This window comes from Niveispirillum sp. KHB5.9 (genome assembly GCF_048066115.1).
Lineage (GTDB): Bacteria > Pseudomonadota > Alphaproteobacteria > Azospirillales > Azospirillaceae > Niveispirillum.
Genome location: NZ_JBLTYX010000001.1, coordinates 981,843 through 999,527, shown reverse-complemented (window position 1 = coordinate 999,527; position 17,685 = coordinate 981,843). Strand labels below are relative to the sequence as shown.

The 17,685-nt window shown below is 67.3% G+C and carries 17 protein-coding genes; 7 read left to right on the top strand and 10 right to left on the bottom strand.

The window, feature by feature from the left end:
* The first annotated feature begins 13 nt into the window (after positions 1-13).
* Positions 14-874 (top strand): HpcH/HpaI aldolase/citrate lyase family protein, encoded by an 861-nt coding sequence (locus tag ACM9HJ_RS04065; protein WP_416570406.1) that lies wholly within the window; start codon positions 14-16, stop codon positions 872-874.
* Here the strand turns inward: ACM9HJ_RS04065 and ACM9HJ_RS04060 are convergent, their stop codons facing one another.
* Both ACM9HJ_RS04060 and ACM9HJ_RS04055 read right to left on the bottom strand, forming a co-directional pair.
* Complete coding sequence (locus ACM9HJ_RS04060) at positions 875-2,299, bottom strand: M20/M25/M40 family metallo-hydrolase (RefSeq protein ID WP_416570405.1); 1,425 nt, start codon at positions 2,297-2,299, stop codon at positions 875-877.
* 80 nt (positions 2,300-2,379) lie between these two features.
* Positions 2,380-3,276 carry a VOC family protein gene (locus tag ACM9HJ_RS04055; protein ID WP_416570404.1) on the bottom strand — a complete coding sequence of 299 codons (897 nt, stop codon included), beginning with the start codon at positions 3,274-3,276 and terminating at the stop codon, positions 2,380-2,382.
* Positions 3,277-3,465: 189 nt separating this feature from the next.
* Here ACM9HJ_RS04055 and ACM9HJ_RS04050 point away from each other — a divergent pair, with 189 nt between their 5' ends.
* Together ACM9HJ_RS04050 and ACM9HJ_RS04045 are read left to right on the top strand one after the other, a co-directional pair.
* Positions 3,466-4,752, top strand: coding sequence for an aromatic ring-hydroxylating oxygenase subunit alpha (locus ACM9HJ_RS04050; protein ID WP_416570403.1), 1,287 nt, complete (start codon positions 3,466-3,468; stop codon positions 4,750-4,752).
* Positions 4,739-5,290 carry an aromatic-ring-hydroxylating dioxygenase subunit beta gene (locus tag ACM9HJ_RS04045; RefSeq protein ID WP_416570402.1) on the top strand — a complete coding sequence of 184 codons (552 nt, stop codon included), beginning with the start codon at positions 4,739-4,741 and terminating at the stop codon, positions 5,288-5,290. The genes ACM9HJ_RS04050 and ACM9HJ_RS04045 overlap by 14 nt, the downstream gene beginning before the upstream one ends.
* Positions 5,291-5,307: 17 nt before the next feature.
* Here ACM9HJ_RS04045 and ACM9HJ_RS04040 read toward each other — a convergent pair whose 3' ends face one another.
* The 6 genes from ACM9HJ_RS04040 to ACM9HJ_RS04015 form a co-directional block, all read right to left on the bottom strand.
* On the bottom strand, positions 5,308-5,874 hold the full coding sequence (locus tag ACM9HJ_RS04040) for a MarR family winged helix-turn-helix transcriptional regulator (protein ID WP_416570401.1): 567 nt from the start codon (positions 5,872-5,874) through the stop codon (positions 5,308-5,310).
* A 107-nt stretch (positions 5,875-5,981) separates the two neighbouring features.
* Positions 5,982-7,445 carry a 4-hydroxyphenylacetate 3-hydroxylase family protein gene (locus ACM9HJ_RS04035; protein WP_416570400.1) on the bottom strand — a complete coding sequence of 488 codons (1,464 nt, stop codon included), beginning with the start codon at positions 7,443-7,445 and terminating at the stop codon, positions 5,982-5,984.
* Positions 7,442-7,948, bottom strand: a complete 507-nt coding sequence (locus tag ACM9HJ_RS04030) for a flavin reductase family protein (RefSeq protein ID WP_416570399.1) — start codon at positions 7,946-7,948, stop codon at positions 7,442-7,444. The genes ACM9HJ_RS04035 and ACM9HJ_RS04030 overlap by 4 nt, the downstream gene beginning before the upstream one ends.
* Before the next feature lie 57 nt (positions 7,949-8,005).
* Complete coding sequence (locus ACM9HJ_RS04025; RefSeq protein ID WP_416570398.1) at positions 8,006-9,202, bottom strand: amidohydrolase family protein; 1,197 nt, start codon at positions 9,200-9,202, stop codon at positions 8,006-8,008.
* 124 nt (positions 9,203-9,326) lie between these two features.
* Entirely contained in the window at positions 9,327-9,902 is a 576-nt protein-coding gene (locus ACM9HJ_RS04020) for an amino acid synthesis family protein (protein WP_416570397.1), read from the bottom strand.
* 143 nt (positions 9,903-10,045) lie between these two features.
* Positions 10,046-12,391, bottom strand: a complete 2,346-nt coding sequence (locus tag ACM9HJ_RS04015) for a TonB-dependent receptor (protein ID WP_416570396.1) — start codon at positions 12,389-12,391, stop codon at positions 10,046-10,048.
* Positions 12,392-12,757: 366 nt separating this feature from the next.
* Between ACM9HJ_RS04015 and ACM9HJ_RS04010 the strand changes: the two genes are divergently transcribed.
* The 3 genes from ACM9HJ_RS04010 to ACM9HJ_RS04000 all read left to right on the top strand — a co-directional run bounded on the left by ACM9HJ_RS04010 (position 12,758) and on the right by ACM9HJ_RS04000 (position 15,233).
* The gene (locus ACM9HJ_RS04010) at positions 12,758-13,642 is read left to right on the top strand and encodes an alpha/beta fold hydrolase (RefSeq protein ID WP_416570395.1); all 885 of its coding nucleotides are present in this window, start codon (positions 12,758-12,760) and stop codon (positions 13,640-13,642) included.
* A gap of 161 nt (positions 13,643-13,803) precedes the next feature.
* A complete protein-coding gene (locus ACM9HJ_RS04005) occupies positions 13,804-13,989 on the top strand; it encodes a hypothetical protein (RefSeq protein ID WP_416570394.1) in 186 nt (61 codons plus the stop codon).
* On the top strand, positions 13,986-15,233 hold the full coding sequence (locus ACM9HJ_RS04000) for an AtzE family amidohydrolase (protein ID WP_416570393.1): 1,248 nt from the start codon (positions 13,986-13,988) through the stop codon (positions 15,231-15,233). The genes ACM9HJ_RS04005 and ACM9HJ_RS04000 overlap by 4 nt, the downstream gene beginning before the upstream one ends.
* Here ACM9HJ_RS04000 and ACM9HJ_RS03995 read toward each other — a convergent pair.
* Positions 15,222-15,542: a 2Fe-2S iron-sulfur cluster-binding protein gene (locus tag ACM9HJ_RS03995; protein ID WP_416570392.1), complete on the bottom strand. Its 321-nt coding sequence runs from the start codon at positions 15,540-15,542 to the stop codon at positions 15,222-15,224. The genes ACM9HJ_RS04000 and ACM9HJ_RS03995 overlap by 12 nt on opposite strands.
* A 201-nt stretch (positions 15,543-15,743) precedes the next feature.
* Between ACM9HJ_RS03995 and ACM9HJ_RS03990 the strand changes: the two genes are divergently transcribed.
* Positions 15,744-16,622 carry a hypothetical protein gene (locus tag ACM9HJ_RS03990; RefSeq protein WP_416570391.1) on the top strand — a complete coding sequence of 293 codons (879 nt, stop codon included), beginning with the start codon at positions 15,744-15,746 and terminating at the stop codon, positions 16,620-16,622.
* Positions 16,623-16,626: 4 nt separating this feature from the next.
* Here ACM9HJ_RS03990 and ACM9HJ_RS03985 read toward each other — a convergent pair whose 3' ends face one another.
* Positions 16,627-17,616, bottom strand: a complete 990-nt coding sequence (locus ACM9HJ_RS03985; protein WP_416570390.1) for a helix-turn-helix domain-containing protein — start codon at positions 17,614-17,616, stop codon at positions 16,627-16,629.
* Between the last annotated feature and the right edge of the window lie 69 nt (positions 17,617-17,685).

Sequence of the window (17,685 nt, the reverse complement as noted above, 5' to 3'; positions counted from 1 at the left end):
AGGGGCCGCACCCATGTTGTCGACCCGTTGGCGTTCCCTGCTGTTCGTGCCCGCTGATGACGGGGTGCGGCGGGGCAAGGCGGCGGCGTCGGGTGCCGATGCCGTGATCCTGGACCTGGAGGATGGGGTGGCGCCCGCCGCCAAACCGGCGGCACGGGCGGGACTGGAAGTGGCCGCCGCGGCGGTTGCCGCCGCCGGGCCGGCGGTGGTGGTACGGGTCAATGCCGGCTGGCTGGCGGCCCTGGAAGACCTCAAGGCCGCCATCGGCCCCGACGTGCGGGCGATCATGGTACCGAAGGTGGAGGATGTCGCCCGCCTGACGGTGCTGTCCGCCATCATTGATGAGCTGGAGGCCGAACGCGGCCTGCCGCCCGGTCATACCGGCCTGATCGTGCTGGTGGAAAGCCCGGCCGGGCTGGCGGTGGCCGCCGACCTGGCCGCCTGTCCGCGTGTCATCGGCCTGGCCCTGGGGCCGGAGGATTTTGCGGTCTCCATGGGCGTGGCGCCGACACCGGCCCTGCTGGACCTGCCCAGCCGGCAAGTGGCGCTGGCCGCCGCGACCCGTGGCCTGATGGCGTTGGCCGTGCCCCTGTCCATCGCGCAGTTTCGGGATGTCGATGCCTGCGTCGCGGCGGCGGGTAGGGGGGCGGAATATGGCGTCACCGGTGCGCTGTGCATCCATCCCAACCAGGTCCGGGCCGCCAATCAGGTTTTCCAGCCCAGTGCGGCGGAACTGGATCTGGCCCGCCGCGTCCTGGCCGCCTGGGACAATGCCCAGGCGGCAGGGGCAGCCGTGACGACATTGGACGGGTCGATGGTGGACCTGCCCGTGGTGCTGCGGGCCCGCGCCCTGCTGGCACGGGCCCCGTCCTGATCATCGGGCGTAGCGCTTGATCAGGGCGTGGAGGTAATCGCGCCCCTCCATGACGCTGCGCACCCGGATGCGCTCATCGACGCCATGGGCGCCATTGCCATCGGCGTCCAGCAGGATGCCGGGAATGCCATAGGTGGGAATGCCGGCGGCGCTGAGATAGCGGCCATCCGTGCCGGCGGTCAGCAATGTGGGGATCAGCGGCAGACCGGGGAACAGTTCCCGCGCCACGGCTTCGGCCGGTTCCACGATGGCCGGGTCCAGCGGTGGCGGTACCGCCACCACGCCGGCCTCCCCCACGCGGGACAGTTCCACCCTGGCATCGCCGATGGCGTCGCGCAGCAGCCTCTCCGTCTCCGCCACGCTGTCGCCGGGGAACAGGCGGCATTGGATATGGGCGCGCGCCCGCTGCGGCAGGGCATTCACCGCATGCCCGCCTTCCAGCGTCGTGGCCACGCAGGTGGTGCGCAGGGTGGCATTGTAGACGGGATGGGCTGTGACGGCGGCGATGGTGGCGGCATCGGCCTTGCCCTGGGCCAGCCGCTGCATCTTCGCCCCCATTTCCCCGCCGACCACATTGCCCATCCGGTCGAAATAGGTGCGGTTGGCATCGGTCATGCGGATGGGAAACGCCAGGTCGCGGATGCGCAGCAATGCCTGGGACAGGTCATAGATGGCATTGTCGGCGCGGGGGCGGGAACTGTGGCCGCCGGGATTGCGCGCCTCGATCAGGAAGGTCTGGGAATGTTTCTCCCCCACCGCCAGATACAGCGCCCGCGGCTTGCCATCCGCATCGGTCATGCCGTAACCGCCTTCATTGAAGGCGACACCGGCCGCCACCGCGTCCCGCCGGTTCTCCAGCAGCCATTTCACGCCATTGACGGCCTCCCCACTTTCCTCCCCGCAGGTCAGCGCGATCTTGATGGTGCGGCGGGGCCGGAACCCTTCCGCCTTCAGCCGGATCAGGCTGTCCACCCAGATGGCGGACAGGGCCTTGTCATCGATGACGCCGCGCCCGATGAAATAGCCATCCGCCTCCACCAGCGTGTAGGGATCGCGCGGCCAATCCTCCCGCCGTGCCGCCACCACATCGATATGGTCGACCAGCAGCATGGCGGGCGCTTTGGCGTCCGTGCCGTCCAGCCGGGCCACCAGCCCGCCATCCTTGGGATGCCCATCGGGCACGAATATGTCCGCCTGTCCGGCCCCGAACCCCGCCTTGCGCAGCCGGGCAAGCATGCGGTTGGCGGCCAGGGTGCAGTCGCCCGTGGCTTGGCTGGTGTCGGTCTCCACCAGCTCGCGATAGAGATCGACGAAGGCCGACTGGTCGGGCCGCAGGGGCGGTGGGGTCTCACCCGCCATCGCCGTGAAGCATGACGACAGCAGAAATCCTGCGGTCGCAACAGCGGCGAACGATCTGCGTGGCATGGTCTGTCCCATCAAATATTGCACATAAGTGCATTATTATACTCGGACAGCTCCATGTCCACCTGTTCAGCCCGACAGTCCTACCCGCGTGCCTCCCCATTGCGTTCATGGGGCAGCAGGTGACCCCATATCCGGGTGGTGGTGAAGGTTTTCACCTGCCAATCCGCGTCATCGACCAGCACGCCGCCGGTCCCCAGCTCGATCCCCATGCCCGACGGGCAGACGAAGTAGAAGGAGGTGGTGGCATCGTTGCTGTGCCGCCCCAGGCTCATGATCACCGGGTCGCCCCGGCGCAGCACCCGGTCATAGGCGCGGCCGACATCGTCCAGGCTGGCATATTCCAGCATCACATGGTTGGTCTCCCCGCTGCCCATGCCCAGGGATTCGTTCAGCAGGGCCAGACTGTGATGGCGCGGATTGCAGCGCATGAAGGTGCCGTCCATGTCGGCCCAGACGATACGGTCGGAAATCCGGAAGCTCAGGATGTCGGCATAGAAATCCACCATCTCCCGGTACCGCCGGCAATGCCGCACGACATGGCCCAGCCCCAGCGTGCCGGCCGTGAAACCGGAAACCGGCAGGCTGGGACGCAGCGGTTCGGTCCCATGTTCCGGGCCTAGATAAAGCTCGTTGGCGTAGCCGTCCGGATCGGTGAAGCGCACCAGCCGGTCGACATGCCGGTCGGCGCAGGTGGCGGCATCGCCTTCCTGCGGTCGGGCCCCGGCCTTGTCCAGGGCTGCGACCAGACGATCCATCTCCCGCGCGCTTTCCACCTGCCAGCCAGCATAGAGCACGTCGTCGCGGTCGGACGGGCGGATGGCCAGCCGGTGGTGCATGGCGTCGATGCGCAGGCGCATCGCGTCATCGCCGGCAACCGGGTCCAAAATCTCGGCCCCGATGACGCCGGTGACCGTGTCGCGCCATGCCTCCATCCTTGTCGTGCCGATGCCGACATAACCCAGCTGCGTGACACCCATCGTTCCCTCCATCGCTTGTCGTCCGCCCCCTGGTTCTAGGGTCGGGCGGGATGGCGGCAAAGGGTGGGAGCGGGATGTGGAACCGCATTCTTGCCGGATCGCGATCATGCCTTCCCGGACCTGTTAGCGGCCCACCGCCGCCCGCCGATAAGCTGTCCCCGACATGACAGGCCAGGGGCGGAACAGGCGATGAGCGGCACACGCGATTGGGAACGGTTGATCCAGGCGGACCGGGTGCACCGGTCCGTCTATACCGACCCCTCCCTCTTTGAAGACGAGATGCGCAAGGTGTTCGGCGGCACCTGGACCTATCTCTGCCATGCGTCGGAACTGCCCGAGGCCAACAGTTTCAAGCGGGTGCGGATGGGGCTGCGGCCGCTGATCGTCACCCGCGATGCCCAGGGCATCATCCATGCGCTTTACAATCGCTGCGAGCATCGGGCGGCCACGGTCTGCCAGGCGGCCAGCGGCACCGCCAGCCGCTTCACCTGTTCCTATCATGGCTGGACCTACCGCAATAATGGCGACCTGCTGGCCGCCCCCTTCGCCGACGCCTATGGCGTGCCGTTGGACAAGCGGGCGCGCGGTCTGCGCCGCATTCCCAGGGTGGAAATCTATCGCGGCTTCATCTTCGCCACCCTGAACCCGGAAATGCCTTCCCTGACGGACTATCTGGGCGGGGCGGCGGATTATCTGGACCGGTTCATCGACCGGGCCCCGGGACGGGACCTGGTGGTGCGGTCGGGTGCCTATCGCGGCACCTATCATGGCAACTGGAAACTGGCCTGGGACAATGCCGCCGATGGCTACCACCCCGCCTTCGGCCACCGCTCCCTGTTCGAAATGACGCGCATCCGCAACGGCACGGGGCGCGGCGGATCGCATTTCGCCCGCAATCCGGACGAAAGCCCGATGTATTGCCGCACCTTCCCCTATGGCCACGGGCTGCTGCACCAGCGGCCGGGCATGGGCCCGTCGCTGTGGGACCGGGTGCGGCCGACGCCGGGGGGCGAGCATCTGGCCGATGGGCTGGTGGAACGGCTGGGCCCGGACGGTGCGCATGCCGCGCTGGAGGGGGCGCCCGGTGCCGGCATCAACCTGAATATCTTCCCCAACCTGCTGATCATCGGCAACCAGATCCAGGTGGTGGAACCGCTGGCCCATGACCGCACGCAGCTGACCTGGTACGCGACGGCACTGGCCGGGGCGGAGCCGGAGGTGAACGAGCTGCGCATGCGCATCGCCGAGGATTTCCCCAATTTCGGTGAGGTGGACGACATGGAATCGTTCGAGCGCTGCTGGGAGGGGCTGCAGGCGCCGGAATCCGAATGGGTCTTCATGGATCGCGGCCTGCATCTGGGTGGCACCGACGGGCAGGGGGAAACGGTGCGCCCCACCGACGAGGGGCCGATGCGCAATTATCTGATGGCCTATCGCCACATCATGGAAAGCGAGGTGAAGCTTGTCACCGAATGATCAGACCGGGATCGATTACGCGGCCCTGCTGCGCTGGCGCGCGGATGGTGCGGCACTCGGGCCCGCCACGGATGCTGGCCTGGTCGCCGAATGCGCGGCCTTCCTCTATCACGAGGCACGGCTGCTGGACCGGCGGGATTTCACCGGCTGGCTGTCGCTGGTGGCCTATGACGGCATCTATTGGGTGCCGATGGATGATACGGCCGATCCGCGCAATACGGTCAACATCGCCTTCGATGACCGCCGGCGGCTGGAGGACCGCATCACCCGCCTGCGCACCGGCTTCGCCCACAACCAGGAACCCGACCGCCGCATGCGCCACCTGATCGGCAATGTGGAAGCCTGGGCGATGGGCGGTGACCGGCGGGTGATGGCCAATGCCCATGTGTTCGAACATCGCACGGGGCGGCCGATGGTGGATTATGTCGTCGGCCTGGATTACTGGCTGACCCCGTCCGCCGATGGCTGGCGGATCAGGGTGAAGCGCGCCGTGCTGCTGAACAGCCTGGACGGGATCGAATTGCCGACATTGTTGTGATCCACCGCCGGCGGGGATCACTCCGCCGGCCGTTCCCCCCGTGCCAACCGGTCCAGCAGTTCCAGCGCCCGGTCGGTATCGGCCACCATCACCGGCATCAGGCGGCGCAGGGCCGCGAAGTCGGGCGCGCTCAGCGACCCGAAATGCGCATCATTGACCGGCTGCTGGACCTGCGACAGTTCCACCAGTTTGCGCCGCCCAGCCGGTGTGGTCAGCAGCAGCACGCGGCGGCTGTCATTGGTGTCGCGCAGCTTGCGCACCAGGCCCTTGGCCACCAGCTTGTTGACCTCCGTCGTCACGAAGGTGCCCGACAGGCTCAGATGCTCGGCCACGGTCTTGACATTGACGTCGCCCAGCTCCTGCAGATGGTCGATGGAAACCAGGATCGTATATTGCGGTCCGGTCAGCCCGATCAGCCGGCCGAACCCGTCGCGCACCGCCGTCAGCCGGCTGCTGAAGGCCAGGGCCGCATGGACGAAGGCGCGGAACGCGTCGTCGCGCCCCTCCACCAGCAGCGCATCGCGCGTCACGGTGGGGGCGGCCGCTGTCCGGCCCTTGTCTTTTCCGCTGCCCTCTTCAACCATCCGCCCACACCCGTTCTTGATAGCCGGCATACCGGCCTGGATCGCGCATCGAAGGGCGATTTCCCCCTATATCGTGCACGGCATGTTGCATGTGCAAGGGCCGGTGCCTATTCCACCGGCATTTCGCCTTGGTCGATGAGGGCATCGACCAGGGCCCCGGCCCCCTTCCAATCATAGGTGCGGAAGCTGTGGCCGCGGGTGACGAACTGCGCGCCCGCGTAGAACATCTCATATTGCAGATGCCGGCTGGCGAATTCCGATCCCAGCGCGTCCCAGGCCAGTTTCAGGAACCGCACCCGCTGGCGCGGCGTGCAGGCACCCGATTGCTGGATGCGGTCGATGGTGGCGGCCAGGGCCGGGTCGCCATAATCGGCGGCCGAGGAGGGCAGCATGATCAGCGCACCACCTGCCAGTTCCCGGATCATGTCGATGAAGCGGGGATAGAGTTCCTGGGTGAAGACCTGGGCGGCATAGAGCATGTGGCGGTTGGGCAGCCAGGCCCCGCCAACCTCTTCCCCCGTGGCCTCCATGCCGGCCACGAACGCCTCCACCGCGGCGGCGTCGGATGCCAGCTTGCCCAGGATCGACTGTACCGGCGGCAGGGCGATGGTGCCCAGCGTGTCGGCCAGCCGCCTTGCCACGCCGACCAGGAATTTCAGCTTCACCATCAGGCGGATCTGCGCCTGGTAGTTCTGGAAGACATGGCCAGGCGTGCCGTGGAACTGGTCGCGGGCCATGTCGGTGTCGCGATGCACGAACACCCGTTCCCAGGGCACATGCACATCCTCGAACCAGACCAGCGCGTCATTCTCATCGAAGCGGCTGGCCAGCGGGTTGTCGAAGGCGCTGACGGCGTGCGCCTCATAGGATTTGCGTGACAGGATCTTCAGGCCCGTCGTGCCCATGGGAATGGCGAAGGAGACGGCGTAATCCTCCTCCCCCTTGCGCAGGGGCTGGAGATTGGCCACGAACAGCTCGTTCGACAGGATGGTGCCGGTGCCCATCATCTTGGCCCCGCGCACGATGATGCCGCTGCTATCCTCGTCCACCACCCGCATGATCACATCGTCGAACGCCTGCTCCCCCGTGGCCTTCGACCGGTCCAGCTGCGGGTTGATGATGACGTAGGACAGGTAATGGTCGGCATCGCGCGCCTGTTCGTAATAGGCGGCGAAATTGGCGGCCAGCCGGGGGTTGGCGGTGCGGAACCGGTCCAGCCCCATATATTGCCCGGTCAGGGCCGAGGCGACATGGTCGGGCGACCGGCCCAGGAAGCCGCCATGCATGCGGGCCCAGGCCACCAGCGCCTGGCGCCGCTCCACCATCTCCCGGTGGTTGCGCGGGATCTGCCAGGCCCGCCCGACCTGCCCGCCGGAAGTGGGGGAGGTGAAGGTCATCCGCTCCACATTCTCCGGACGCGCCTGCATGTCATAGAGGGCGGCGGCGGAGCGCACGGCATTGCGGAAGGCCGGGTGCAGCGTGACGTCACCCGCCAGCTTTCCGTCCAGATGCACGGTGCGCCCGTCGCGCAGGCTGCTGATATGGCGGTCGCCATCCTTGATCGCGGTCATGCTTCGCATCCTTCAAACGCGGGAGGGGCGGGAGGCAGGGCGTGATAGCCGCCGCCGAAGAACAGCAACGGCCTTCCTTCCCCGGCATGGCCGCCATCCAGCAGCCGGCCCATGAACAGGGTGTGGGTATCGGTGCCCCATTCGTCATGGCGCGCGCAGGCCATCCAGGCCAGCGCACCGGCCAGCACGGGAACGCCGGCCTGTTCGGTGAAACGGGGGATGAGGCCCGGCACCGGCTGGCCGGCGAAATGCCGGGACAGGTCGCCCTGGTCGTCGGCCAGGACGGAGATGCCGAAACGGGGATGGGCCAGCATCTTCTCATGCAGGCGCGCCTGCCGCCGCACGGCCACCAGCAGCAAAGGCGGGGAGAGCGAGACGGAGACGAAGGAATTCGCCGTCATCCCGTGCACCTCCGTCCCGTTGCCGCAGGTGACGACCACCACACCGCTGGCGAAGCGGCCGAAAAGGGTGCGCAAGGCGCGTGGATCGTCCGCCGGGTTCATGCCGGTGCCTCCCCATATTTTAAAGATAGCTTTCTGACAAAGCTTTAAGGGCCCAATTCAATGACCGGCACCCGTCAGATCCAGTGGCAGGCTGCACCGTGCCACCACAGGCATCCGTGTCGGCGCGGGGGTGTTGCGGCTGCGGCCCACGAAGCGGGGCACGCCGGCGGTGATGACGGCGCCGATGCCGGGCGGGTCGCCATTCTTCATGGCGGCCAGGGCCGTGTCGGTCGTGGCCCCCACCGGTGCATCCATGATCACCAGATCGGCATCGCGCTCCGGCCGCAGATGGCCGCAATTCAGGCCATAGATATCGGCGACATTGCCGGTGGACGCGGCGATGAACCATTCCGGCGGCATGTCGGTCAGTGATGCCAGGTTGATCATGGTGTAGATCATGCCCAGCGGCATGATCCCGCTGCCCGTCGGCGTGTCGGTGGCGATGAGGAAACGGTGGAACTGGTCGTGACGGCACGCCAGTTCCGCGCACAGGATACTGGTGCGCAGGTTGCCGGCCGTGCAGACCTGCAGGGCGATGTCGCTCTCCCGCGTCAGCAGCTCATATTCCGCATCGGGCAGGGCCACCGGCCCGCCATTGACATGGAAGGAGACGTGTGGCCGCATGGCCAGCAGATGGGCGGCGCGGATGGGCGACGAACCGGGAATGGACGCTCCGCCCGTATGGACGGTGGTGATCATCCCGGCGTCGCGTGCCCAGCCGATCAGCGGGGCATAATCGAAGGGGCTGGGGAAATTGCCGAAACCCGCCTTGGCCAGCCAGACGCCATCGCGGCGCAATTCATGGAAATCCGCCTCCACCAGCCCCGGCTCCAGGATCACCGATCCGGCATGCACCCGCATGCCGCCCGGCCGGTAATGCTCGAAGCATTTGTGTGCTGCCAGGGCCAGGGCCTTGATCCCGGCCGGGTCGCGGGGGCGGCCCGGCACATGCACCTCGCTGGCGCTGATGCTGGTGGTGGTGCCGCCATGGACATAGCTTTCCAGAAAGCCCACCGTCTTCTGCCGGGGCGTATAATCGCCGAAGGTGTTATGCACTTGGCTGTCGATGAAGCCGGGACAGACGGTGCCGCCGCGCGCGTCGATGACGATGTCCGCCGCCTCCACCGTCGCGGCATCGGCCGTGCCGACGGATCGGATCAGCCCGCCGTCGCACAGGATCGTGTCACCGGCCACGAAGGGGTTGCGGAAATCGCCGCTGACGATGGTGGCGATGTTGGTGATGGCGAGTTTCATGGCCCAGTCTCCTTTGGACTTGTTCCTCAGTCGCCGGCGCCGCCATCCGGCGGCTTGGCTACGCCGCATGTGCGGTGCGGCGGCAGTCGCCGCCGGAGCTGCTTCCGGTCACCCGGAAACAGCTCTATCTCAGCCCGTCCAAGCCCTTGGCCTCTTCCTTGGCGACACCGCCCACCCGCTGGTTCAGCCGGCCGCGATTGGCGAAACCGCAGATCACGGCGATCTGGTCGGGCAGGGGGGCGGAATGCAGCGTCACGCTCATCGCGTCATAGTGGGAGCGGACATAGAGCGCGTCCTTGTAGGCCAGCGGAATGTCGATGCTGGTCCCCGGCCCGCCGATCTTGGTGGCCGAGGAGACCCAGGCCGCCCCGCCGCCCACCGCGTCGCGCATGATGTCGCCGAAGATGGTGGTGAGCATGGCGACGCCATGCTCCTGCTCCCCGGCCAGGCCGACAATGGCGCCCTTGCCGTAGCTTTCCACCTTTTCCGTTCCCATCAGCTCCACGCCGCGCCTTGTGATGGCATGGCCGACGCTGCGGCTGCCCTCGATCAGGACGGACAGGTCCTGCTGATAGGGGCGGCCGGCATAAGGATTCTCCACGATGCCGGCCACCACCACCTTGCGCAGCAGCCGGTCGGCATCCCGCCCCGCCTCGGCGAAGCTTTCCTCGATGAAGCTCAACAGCTTGACGATTTTCATGCCTGTTCTCCCGCGTCATATCAGTTCCCGGTGATCGGTACCGATCACCGGGCCTCAATCGCCGGCGCCCACATCCGTGGGCTTGGCTACGCGCCACGTGGCGCGCGGCGGCGGTCGCCGCCGGACCAGATCACGATCTGGTCTCAGAAACGCTTGCGCACGGACAGCGACCATTCGCGGCCGCGATCCAGCACCAGTTCGGTCAGGCCCAGGCTGATATCGTCGCTGAAGGCGCCGGAGATGAAGCGCTCGTCCCCGATATTGCGGACCCGTGCCAGCACCGACCATCCGGCATCCTCATTGTCGAAGGCGACACCGGCATCGACCAGGTGATAGCCGGGCTGATAGGCCTGGGGCGAATTGATGGAATTGTTGTGCACGCCCGTGCGGTAGGACCAGTCCAGCCGCGGCGTCACATTCCAGTCACCACCCGTCTGGATGATGTAGGAGACCGCACCCGTCAGGCTCCATTCCGGGGTCTTGATCAGGCGGCTGTCGACCGTCACCTGGGCGCCGGGAGCGGTTTCCTTGTATCTGGCATCGGTATAGCCCAGCGAGCCTTCCAGCTGCATCCCTTCCACCGGTACGGCCAGCAGTTCCAGTTCGCCACCCGTGATGCGGGCCTTGGCGGCGTTCAGGATGATGGGGGCCACCGACACGTTCTGCACCGTCACCTGCACATCGCGATAGGTGGTGCGGAACAGGGCGCCATTCAGGCGCAGGCGTTTGCCGGCCAGGTCGGATTTGAAGCCCGCCTCCATCACCTTGGCCACTTCCGGCGCGAAGAAGGGGATGACATCGTGCGGGTCCTGGCCCGGTGCCGGGGCGATGGGCGGGAACACGCGCTGGGTAAAGCCGCCGGACTTGAAGCCTTCGGAGTAGGTGGCATAGGTCATCAGCTCCTCGTCCCAGCGATAGGCGAGGTTGACCATCGGCGTCCATTTCTTGAACACCCGCTCCACCTCCACATTGGGCAGCAGCGGCGTGCCGGCGGGGATGCCGATCTGGGTGCTGATCGCATACTGGTCGGGCAGGAAGCGCTTGGCGTCACGGGTGAAGCGGATGCCACCCGTCAGGCTCAGTTTCTCGGTCAACTGCGCCGTGCTCTGCGCGAAGAAGGCGATGCTGTCATTATCGACCGAACCGCCGCTCTGGAAATCGGCGACGGGGAAGGTGACATGCTCCAGGCTGGTGCCCTTCTCCTTGAAATAGAAGGCACCCAGCAGATAGTTCAGCTTGTCGTCAAAGGCCTTACCCAGCACCTGCAGCTCTTCGCTGAACTGCCACTGGCTGCTCAGCGTGTCGACATAGGCGATATCGACCGGCGTGTGGTCCTGGTCGATATTGTAAGCACTTTCTACGTCGCGGTAGGCGGTGATGGAGCGCAGTTCGACCGCTCCCAGGTCCCAGCTGACATTGACCGACCCGCCCCAGATATCCAGATCGGAATTGGGCTTGCGCGTCGCGTAGTCCTGGTCCAGGCCGGGCGATACCCAGTGCTGGCCGAAACATTGCGCCAGGGCCGGCGGGTTGGTGGCGGGCGGGGCACCGCCGGCACAGGTGGCACCGTTCAGCACGACATTGTGGAAGAAGGGGAACAGCCCCGCCTTCTGGTCAGCCGGGAACGGCGTCGGCACCCCGTCGGGGCCCTGCGGATAGAAGCCGGCGGCGTTGGTATCGGCCAGGACATAGGCGGCACCGTTGGTACGCTCCCGCGTCACGTCGAAGGCGGCGTCGATGGTCAGGCTGTCGGACGGCTGGGCGCGCAGCGCCAGGCGGCCAGTGGACCGGTCCTTGTCGCCCGTGCTGGTGCCGCTGCCATGCTTCACATAGCCGTTCTGCACCTCCCGCGCCGCCGACAGCTTGGCGGCGATATCGTCGGACAGGGGCACGTTGACGCTGCCCTTGGCCACGATATGGTTGTCGCTGCCATAGAGCAGGCTGGCGCTGCCGCCCGTTTCGTAATCGGGCTTGGCGGTGGTGATGCTGATGGCGCCGCCGATGGTGTTGCGGCCGAACAGCGTGCCCTGCGGCCCGCGCAGCACCTCCACCCGCTCCACATCCAGCAGATCGACGACACCGCCGACCGAGCGGGCCAGATAGACGCCGTCGACATAGAGGCCGACGCCCAGATCGACGGTGGGGATGGATTCGACCTGGCCGATGCCGCGGATGAACATCACGGCCACGGCGCTGTTGCCGGAGATCGGGGCCGCCGTCTCGAAGGTCAGGTTGGGGGTGAATTGCGCGATGGAGGCGATCTGCTGGATCTGCCGCGCCTCGATCCCCGCCTCGCTGAAGGCGGCGATGGAGATGGGCGTGTCCTGCAATTTCTCCACCCGCTTGCGGGCGGTGACGACAATCTCCTCCAGCAGCAGCGGTTCTTCCGTCGCCTGGGCCAGGGCCGGGGCGGCCATGGCCAGCGCCAGGGTGGAGGCCAGCAGGGCCGTTGCGGGGCGGCCGAAATCTCGCGTGGGTTTGTCGATCATCCTCATGGTTCCGTTCGGTTCTGTCATGTTGATTGCCAAGGCCCGACCGCCGGGGCGCACCAGGCCTTTGCCCGCTTCGTGATCGTGGCGGGTTGGATGGCCAAGGTCTGGGAAGGGGCCGGCGACGGCGTTGCGGGCTGGGGTGTCCTCCGTCGCCCTGGAAGATTGCGCGTTTGCGGCCGGAAGGAAATCGCCCGATCGCCCCGGCCTGACACGCCCCGGCAGTGGATAGCGCAATCCGGTACGAAACCGCCCCGGCCCGCCAACGGCCGATTGCGCGGCCCCCCGGCCGGTGGCTCATGTGGCGGCGACGGGCCCGGCTTTGCTGCCCGCATCCCCCCATTCCATCCATCCGAGGAAGACAGCATGACCATCGCGCCCGCATCGCGTACCGGCCGCACCGTCACCATCGCCGACGGCAACAGCATCGAAGCCGCGCGTCCGCAAAGCCGCTACCTGGATGCCGGCGGCATCCTGACCCATTATGTCGAGATGGGCGAAGGCGTGCCGACCATCCTGATCCATGGTGGCGGGGCCGGGGCCGATGGCTGGGGCAACTGGCGCGTCTGCCTGCCGCTGTTCGCCAAACGCTGCCGCGCCATCGCCATCGACCTGGTGGGGTTCGGGCGCAGCGACGTGCCCGATCCGGCCCATTTCACCTATTCCCAGGATGCGCGCGACCGGCAGCTGGCGGAATTCATCAAGGCGCTGGGCGGCGGCCCCGTCAATCTGGTGGGCAATTCCACGGGCGGGCTGACGGCCATCGGTGCGGCACAGCTGGTGCCCGATCTGGTGAACAAGGTGATCCTGATGGGCAGCGCCGGCGTGCATACCGGCATCGTGGCGCCCCTGCGTGCCCTGACCGAGTATGATTTCACCGTGGATGGCATCCGCCGCATCATCGGGTCGCTGGCCAATCCCGATTTCAACCCGCCGGAAGACCTGATCCAATATCGTCATCAGCTGTCAATCGATCCCGATGTGCGCCGTGGCTATTCGGCCTTCATGGGCTGGATCAAGCAGGAGGGCGGGCTGCACCGGCCCGACGCGTTCATCGCCCGGCTGAAGCATCCGGCCCTGGTCCTGCATGGCAAGCAGGATGCCGTCGTGCCGCTGTCCAGTGCCCATCGCCTGCTGGAGCTGATCGAGAACAGTTCGGGCTACATCATGCCCCATTGCGGCCATTGGGCGATGATGGAGTATCCCGAGGCGTTCACGCGCATCTCGCTCGACTACCTGTTCAACGACTGAGACCAATTCCCGATGAGCTTGCCTCATCGGGAATTGGTCCGGCGGCGACTGCCGCCGCGCGGCACGTGCCGCGTAGCCAAGCCAACGGATGTTGGCGTCGGCGATTGAGGTCGCTGATCGCTTGCGATCACCGAGACCAAGTATGGATGGTGGAGAATGCGATGAAGCCGGAGCCGGTGAGGCCGGGCATGCTGGATGTGCGGACCATCGCGGAGGTGCCGCGCGTGGCCGCCGCCCAGGACCCGGCCGTGGAGATGGCGTCGCGGGTCCTGGGCGATTTCGCGCGCCTGCTGATGGCCGCCCGCCTGCCGGAGGAGGCCGTGCCCGCCACGCGCTTCCTGCCATGATGGTCATGGCCCGCGCCCTGTCGGCGGCCAAGGCCAGCATCCTGTCGGGCAAGGGGTGGGTGGGCCGGCTGATGCCGGCCCGCGCCGCCAATGATGCGGGTGGGACGGGACCGCTGGCCGGCCTGCCCTATTTCGCCAAGGACCTGTTCGATATCGAGGGGGAGCCGACGGTCGCTGCCTCCCCACCACGATTCCGCGCGCGTCCGGCGGTGCGCGATGCGACCCTGGTGGCGCGGCTGCGCGCGGCGGGGGCCGTCCTGCTGGGCACCAGCAACATGGATGCCCTGGCCTATGGTTTCGCCACCAGCACCGCCTGCTACGGCATCGCGCTGAACCCGCATGACGCGTCGCGCCTTTGTGGCGGATCGTCGGGCGGGTCGGCGGCCCTGGTGGCGGCCGGCGTGGTGCCCTTCGCGCTGGGCAGCGACACCAACGGGTCGGTGCGGGTGCCGGCGGCACTGTGCGGGGTCTGGGGCCTGAAGCCCACTTATGGACGGTTGAGCCGGACCGGCTGCTGGCCCTTGTCGCATGACCTGGACCATACCGGCCTGCTGGCCTGCGACCTGGAGATGCTGGAGCGGGTGTTCGCCGTCCTGGACGGGTACGACGGCGCCGATCCGGCCAGTGCCGTGGCCCCGCCGCCGCAGCCTGTCCGGCCGGGAAGGCCGCGTGTGGCCCTGGCCGGCGGCTATTTCAACCAGTGCCTGGAACCGGCGGTGACCATGGCCATGACCGATACCGCGCGGCGGCTGAACGCCGTCGGGCTGATCGACCTGCCGCTGGCGGCCGAAGCGCGGGCCGCCGCCTATGTGCTGACGGCAGCGCAGGGGGCCTGCGCCAACCGGGCCGAACTGGCCACGGATTACGCCGCCATGGACCCGGCCTGCCGTGCCCGGCTGGCGGCGGGCTTGGCCGTGCCCTATGAATGGGTGGACCGGGCACAGCGGCTGCGCCGCCATTATGCCCGCCGCCTGGCCTCCATCTTCGCCGATGTCGACATCATCCTGGCGCCCGCCGTGCCCTGTCTGGCGCCACCCATCGACCAGCAGGAAATGCAGCTGGGCGACACGGTGCTGCCGGTGCGGGCGGCGCTGGGCCTGTTCACCCAGCCGATTTCCTTCGCCGGATTGCCCGTGCTGACGGTGCCGGTGGAAACCGTGGGCGGGCTGCCCACCGGCATGCAGCTGATCGCGGCCCCCTGGCGGGAGGATCTGCTGTTCGCCACCGCCCGCCTATTGCTGTGATCGCGGCAGGCGCACCACCAGCCCGTCCAGGGCCGCCGCCATCGTGATCTGGCAGGACAGGCGTGCGGTGGGGCCGGGTTCGGTGACGTAATCCAGCAGCTCGGCCTCCCCACCCGATGCCGGTCCGACCGTTTCCATCCAGGCGGGATCGACATGGACATGGCAGGTGGCGCAGGCGCACGCCCCGCCGCATTCGGCCAGGATCTCCTCGATCCCCGCACCACGCGCCGCCTCCATCAGGGTCTCGCCCTCGCCGATATCCAGGGTGCGGGCGAACCCGTCGCTGTTGATGAAGGTGACGCGCGGCATGGGTCGGGGCTCCGGTCAGAAAGGGGGATGCCCTGGCTTGCCACCCTCCGCGTCCCGCTTGAAGGGGGTGGAAAGGCACGGATGCGGATGGTTGCCCGATCGCGTCCGGTACTGCCGGAACGGGTTAGAGCGCCCCCCTTGCTACCCCGTAGAGTGCCCCCGTCGCTGCCCCCCATGGGCAGCGCTTAGGACAGGAAGGACATGATGGCAAACCCCTACCGCCCTGGCACGATCCCCGTGAATTACGACGGCCCCCCCGACCATACCGACCTGCGCGAGGCGGTATTCGAGCGTGTGCTGGAACGGTTCGGCTTCGATGCCCGGCCGGAACCCACGCGGGCCACGCTGGACCGGGTGATGCGGGAATGGTCGGGCCGCGTCGGCTATGACAATGTCCAGAAGCGCATCCATATCGCCGAGGACCGTACCGGTGCCTTTCCCGTGCAGGACCCGAACGATTTCTTCGAAGGCTTCCTGCGCCACGGCACCTCGGGCGGCTGCTGGCCCTCGTCGGAGGCGCTGTTCGGCCTGCTGCGGCTGATCGGGTTCCAGGCGGAACGCATCGCCGGCACCATGCCGGAAGTGCCGGACCCGATGAGCCCGGCCCATGGCGCGGTGGATGTGCATATCGATGGCAGGCTGTTCCGCGCCGACCCGTCCTTGGGCGCCGAAGCGGCGCTGGAATTGATCGATGGTGTCGCCACCGCCCAGGACAGCCCCGCCCATGGCATCTGGTCGCCCGGCGATGGCAGTGTGGGCTGGCGGCCCGGCCATTCGCGCAATCCCCTGACGGTGGTGATCTGGCTGCGCGGGTTGAGCGGCGCCTTCTTCGCCTATCGCAACGAGGCGACGAAGCGTTTCAGCATCTTTAACAACGCGCTCTATATCCGCAAGAACCGGGATGACGGGGTGTGGACCTATGGGCGCGGCAAGCTGTGCAAGGTCGATCCCGCCGGCAATCTGACGGCCGAGGATGTGGAACCCGCCGACCTGCCGGCCTTGCTGGTGGAAGGGTTCGGCCTGTCGGCGGAGATCGTGGACCGCATGCCCCGGCAGGATGCCGTGGGCGCCAATTTCTGATCCGTCAGTTGCGATGGCGGCGAAGGGTCTCACACGGCTTGATGCCGTAGCGGCGGCGATAGAGGCTGGCGAAATGCGACAGGTGCTGGAAGCCGATGCGGTTGGCGACGTCGGTCACCGTCGTCGTCGCCCGCGCCGCCGTCAGTTCCTCATGCGCCCGTTCCAGGCGCAGGTTGGTGAAATAGGCCATGGGGCTGGCGCCCCGGAATTCCCGGAAGCCGTTGGTCAGCGACCGGGGGCTGACGCCGACATGCTCGGCCAGATCGGCCAGCGTCAGCGGCTGCTGGATATTGGCCAGCATGAATTCCTCCGCCCGCTTCACATAGCGCGGGGCGGCGGGCGACAGGGGCCGGTTCACCAGTTCCTGGTGCGAACCCGGCTGGCCCATCAGCAGCGTGGTCATCAGCAGGCCCGCCAGCTGTCCGGCACCGGCCCGGCTGGACCACAGCCCGTCGGGCTGGCGGCTGTCCTGGTCGATGAAGTTCAGCAGCGACAGCCAGCGCATGCCCTGCGCTGTGCTGTGGTCCAGCTCCGGTTCGAACTCGATCTCCCGCTGCACGGGCAGGCCGGTCATGGTCTGGAAATGCTGGTTCAGGGCCTGCTTGTCGATGCGCACGGCCAGCACCCGGCTGTCGGGGCGCCAGCGGAAGCGCGTGGGGCGGGAGGGGGAGCAGAGGAAGGTGCGGCCGCTGGTGGTCACGATTTCCTTGCTGCGGTACTGGATGTCGCATTCGCCCTCCAGGTTCATGTGCAGCAGGTGGAAATCATTCATCGGCCCCGGCTCCACCACCATGTTCGACCCGTAATGCAGATAGACCAGCGACACGTCCGCCAGCTTCAGACAGTTCAGGCGGGTCTTGTGGTCGCGCGTCCGGTCCAGGCAGCGCATGTCGTGCTTTTTCAGGACCCGGGCCACCGTGGCCTGGGCGCTGTCCAGGTCGTACGTGTCCAGAAGGGTGGAGGATTGAAGGGGAATGTCCTGTATCGCGTGCATCTCTTGCCCCCACCTGTCGCCATTGCCCCTCCACCCGCCGGCTCTTTTCGTCCGGTGCTGCGGTTCCGG

Bases quoted from the DNA above. Each gene is read 5' to 3' on its own strand.
- ACM9HJ_RS04065 (WP_416570406.1), top strand. From the start codon at position 14: ATGTTGTCGACCCGTTGGCGTTCCCTGCTGTTCGTGCCCGCTGATGAC.
- ACM9HJ_RS04060 (WP_416570405.1), bottom strand. From the start codon at position 2,299: ATGCCACGCAGATCGTTCGCCGCTGTTGCGACCGCAGGATTTCTGCTG.
- ACM9HJ_RS04055 (WP_416570404.1), bottom strand. From the start codon at position 3,276: ATGGGTGTCACGCAGCTGGGTTATGTCGGCATCGGCACGACAAGGATG.
- ACM9HJ_RS04050 (WP_416570403.1), top strand. From the start codon at position 3,466: ATGAGCGGCACACGCGATTGGGAACGGTTGATCCAGGCGGACCGGGTG.
- ACM9HJ_RS04040 (WP_416570401.1), bottom strand. From the start codon at position 5,874: ATGGTTGAAGAGGGCAGCGGAAAAGACAAGGGCCGGACAGCGGCCGCC.
- ACM9HJ_RS04035 (WP_416570400.1), bottom strand. From the start codon at position 7,445: ATGACCGCGATCAAGGATGGCGACCGCCATATCAGCAGCCTGCGCGAC.
- ACM9HJ_RS04030 (WP_416570399.1), bottom strand. From the start codon at position 7,948: ATGAACCCGGCGGACGATCCACGCGCCTTGCGCACCCTTTTCGGCCGC.
- ACM9HJ_RS04025 (WP_416570398.1), bottom strand. From the start codon at position 9,202: ATGAAACTCGCCATCACCAACATCGCCACCATCGTCAGCGGCGATTTC.
- ACM9HJ_RS04020 (WP_416570397.1), bottom strand. From the start codon at position 9,902: ATGAAAATCGTCAAGCTGTTGAGCTTCATCGAGGAAAGCTTCGCCGAG.
- ACM9HJ_RS04015 (WP_416570396.1), bottom strand. From the start codon at position 12,391: ATGATCGACAAACCCACGCGAGATTTCGGCCGCCCCGCAACGGCCCTG.
- ACM9HJ_RS04010 (WP_416570395.1), top strand. From the start codon at position 12,758: ATGACCATCGCGCCCGCATCGCGTACCGGCCGCACCGTCACCATCGCC.
- ACM9HJ_RS04005 (WP_416570394.1), top strand. From the start codon at position 13,804: ATGAAGCCGGAGCCGGTGAGGCCGGGCATGCTGGATGTGCGGACCATC.
- ACM9HJ_RS04000 (WP_416570393.1), top strand. From the start codon at position 13,986: ATGATGGTCATGGCCCGCGCCCTGTCGGCGGCCAAGGCCAGCATCCTG.
- ACM9HJ_RS03995 (WP_416570392.1), bottom strand. From the start codon at position 15,542: ATGCCGCGCGTCACCTTCATCAACAGCGACGGGTTCGCCCGCACCCTG.
- ACM9HJ_RS03990 (WP_416570391.1), top strand. From the start codon at position 15,744: ATGATGGCAAACCCCTACCGCCCTGGCACGATCCCCGTGAATTACGAC.
- ACM9HJ_RS03985 (WP_416570390.1), bottom strand. From the start codon at position 17,616: ATGCACGCGATACAGGACATTCCCCTTCAATCCTCCACCCTTCTGGAC.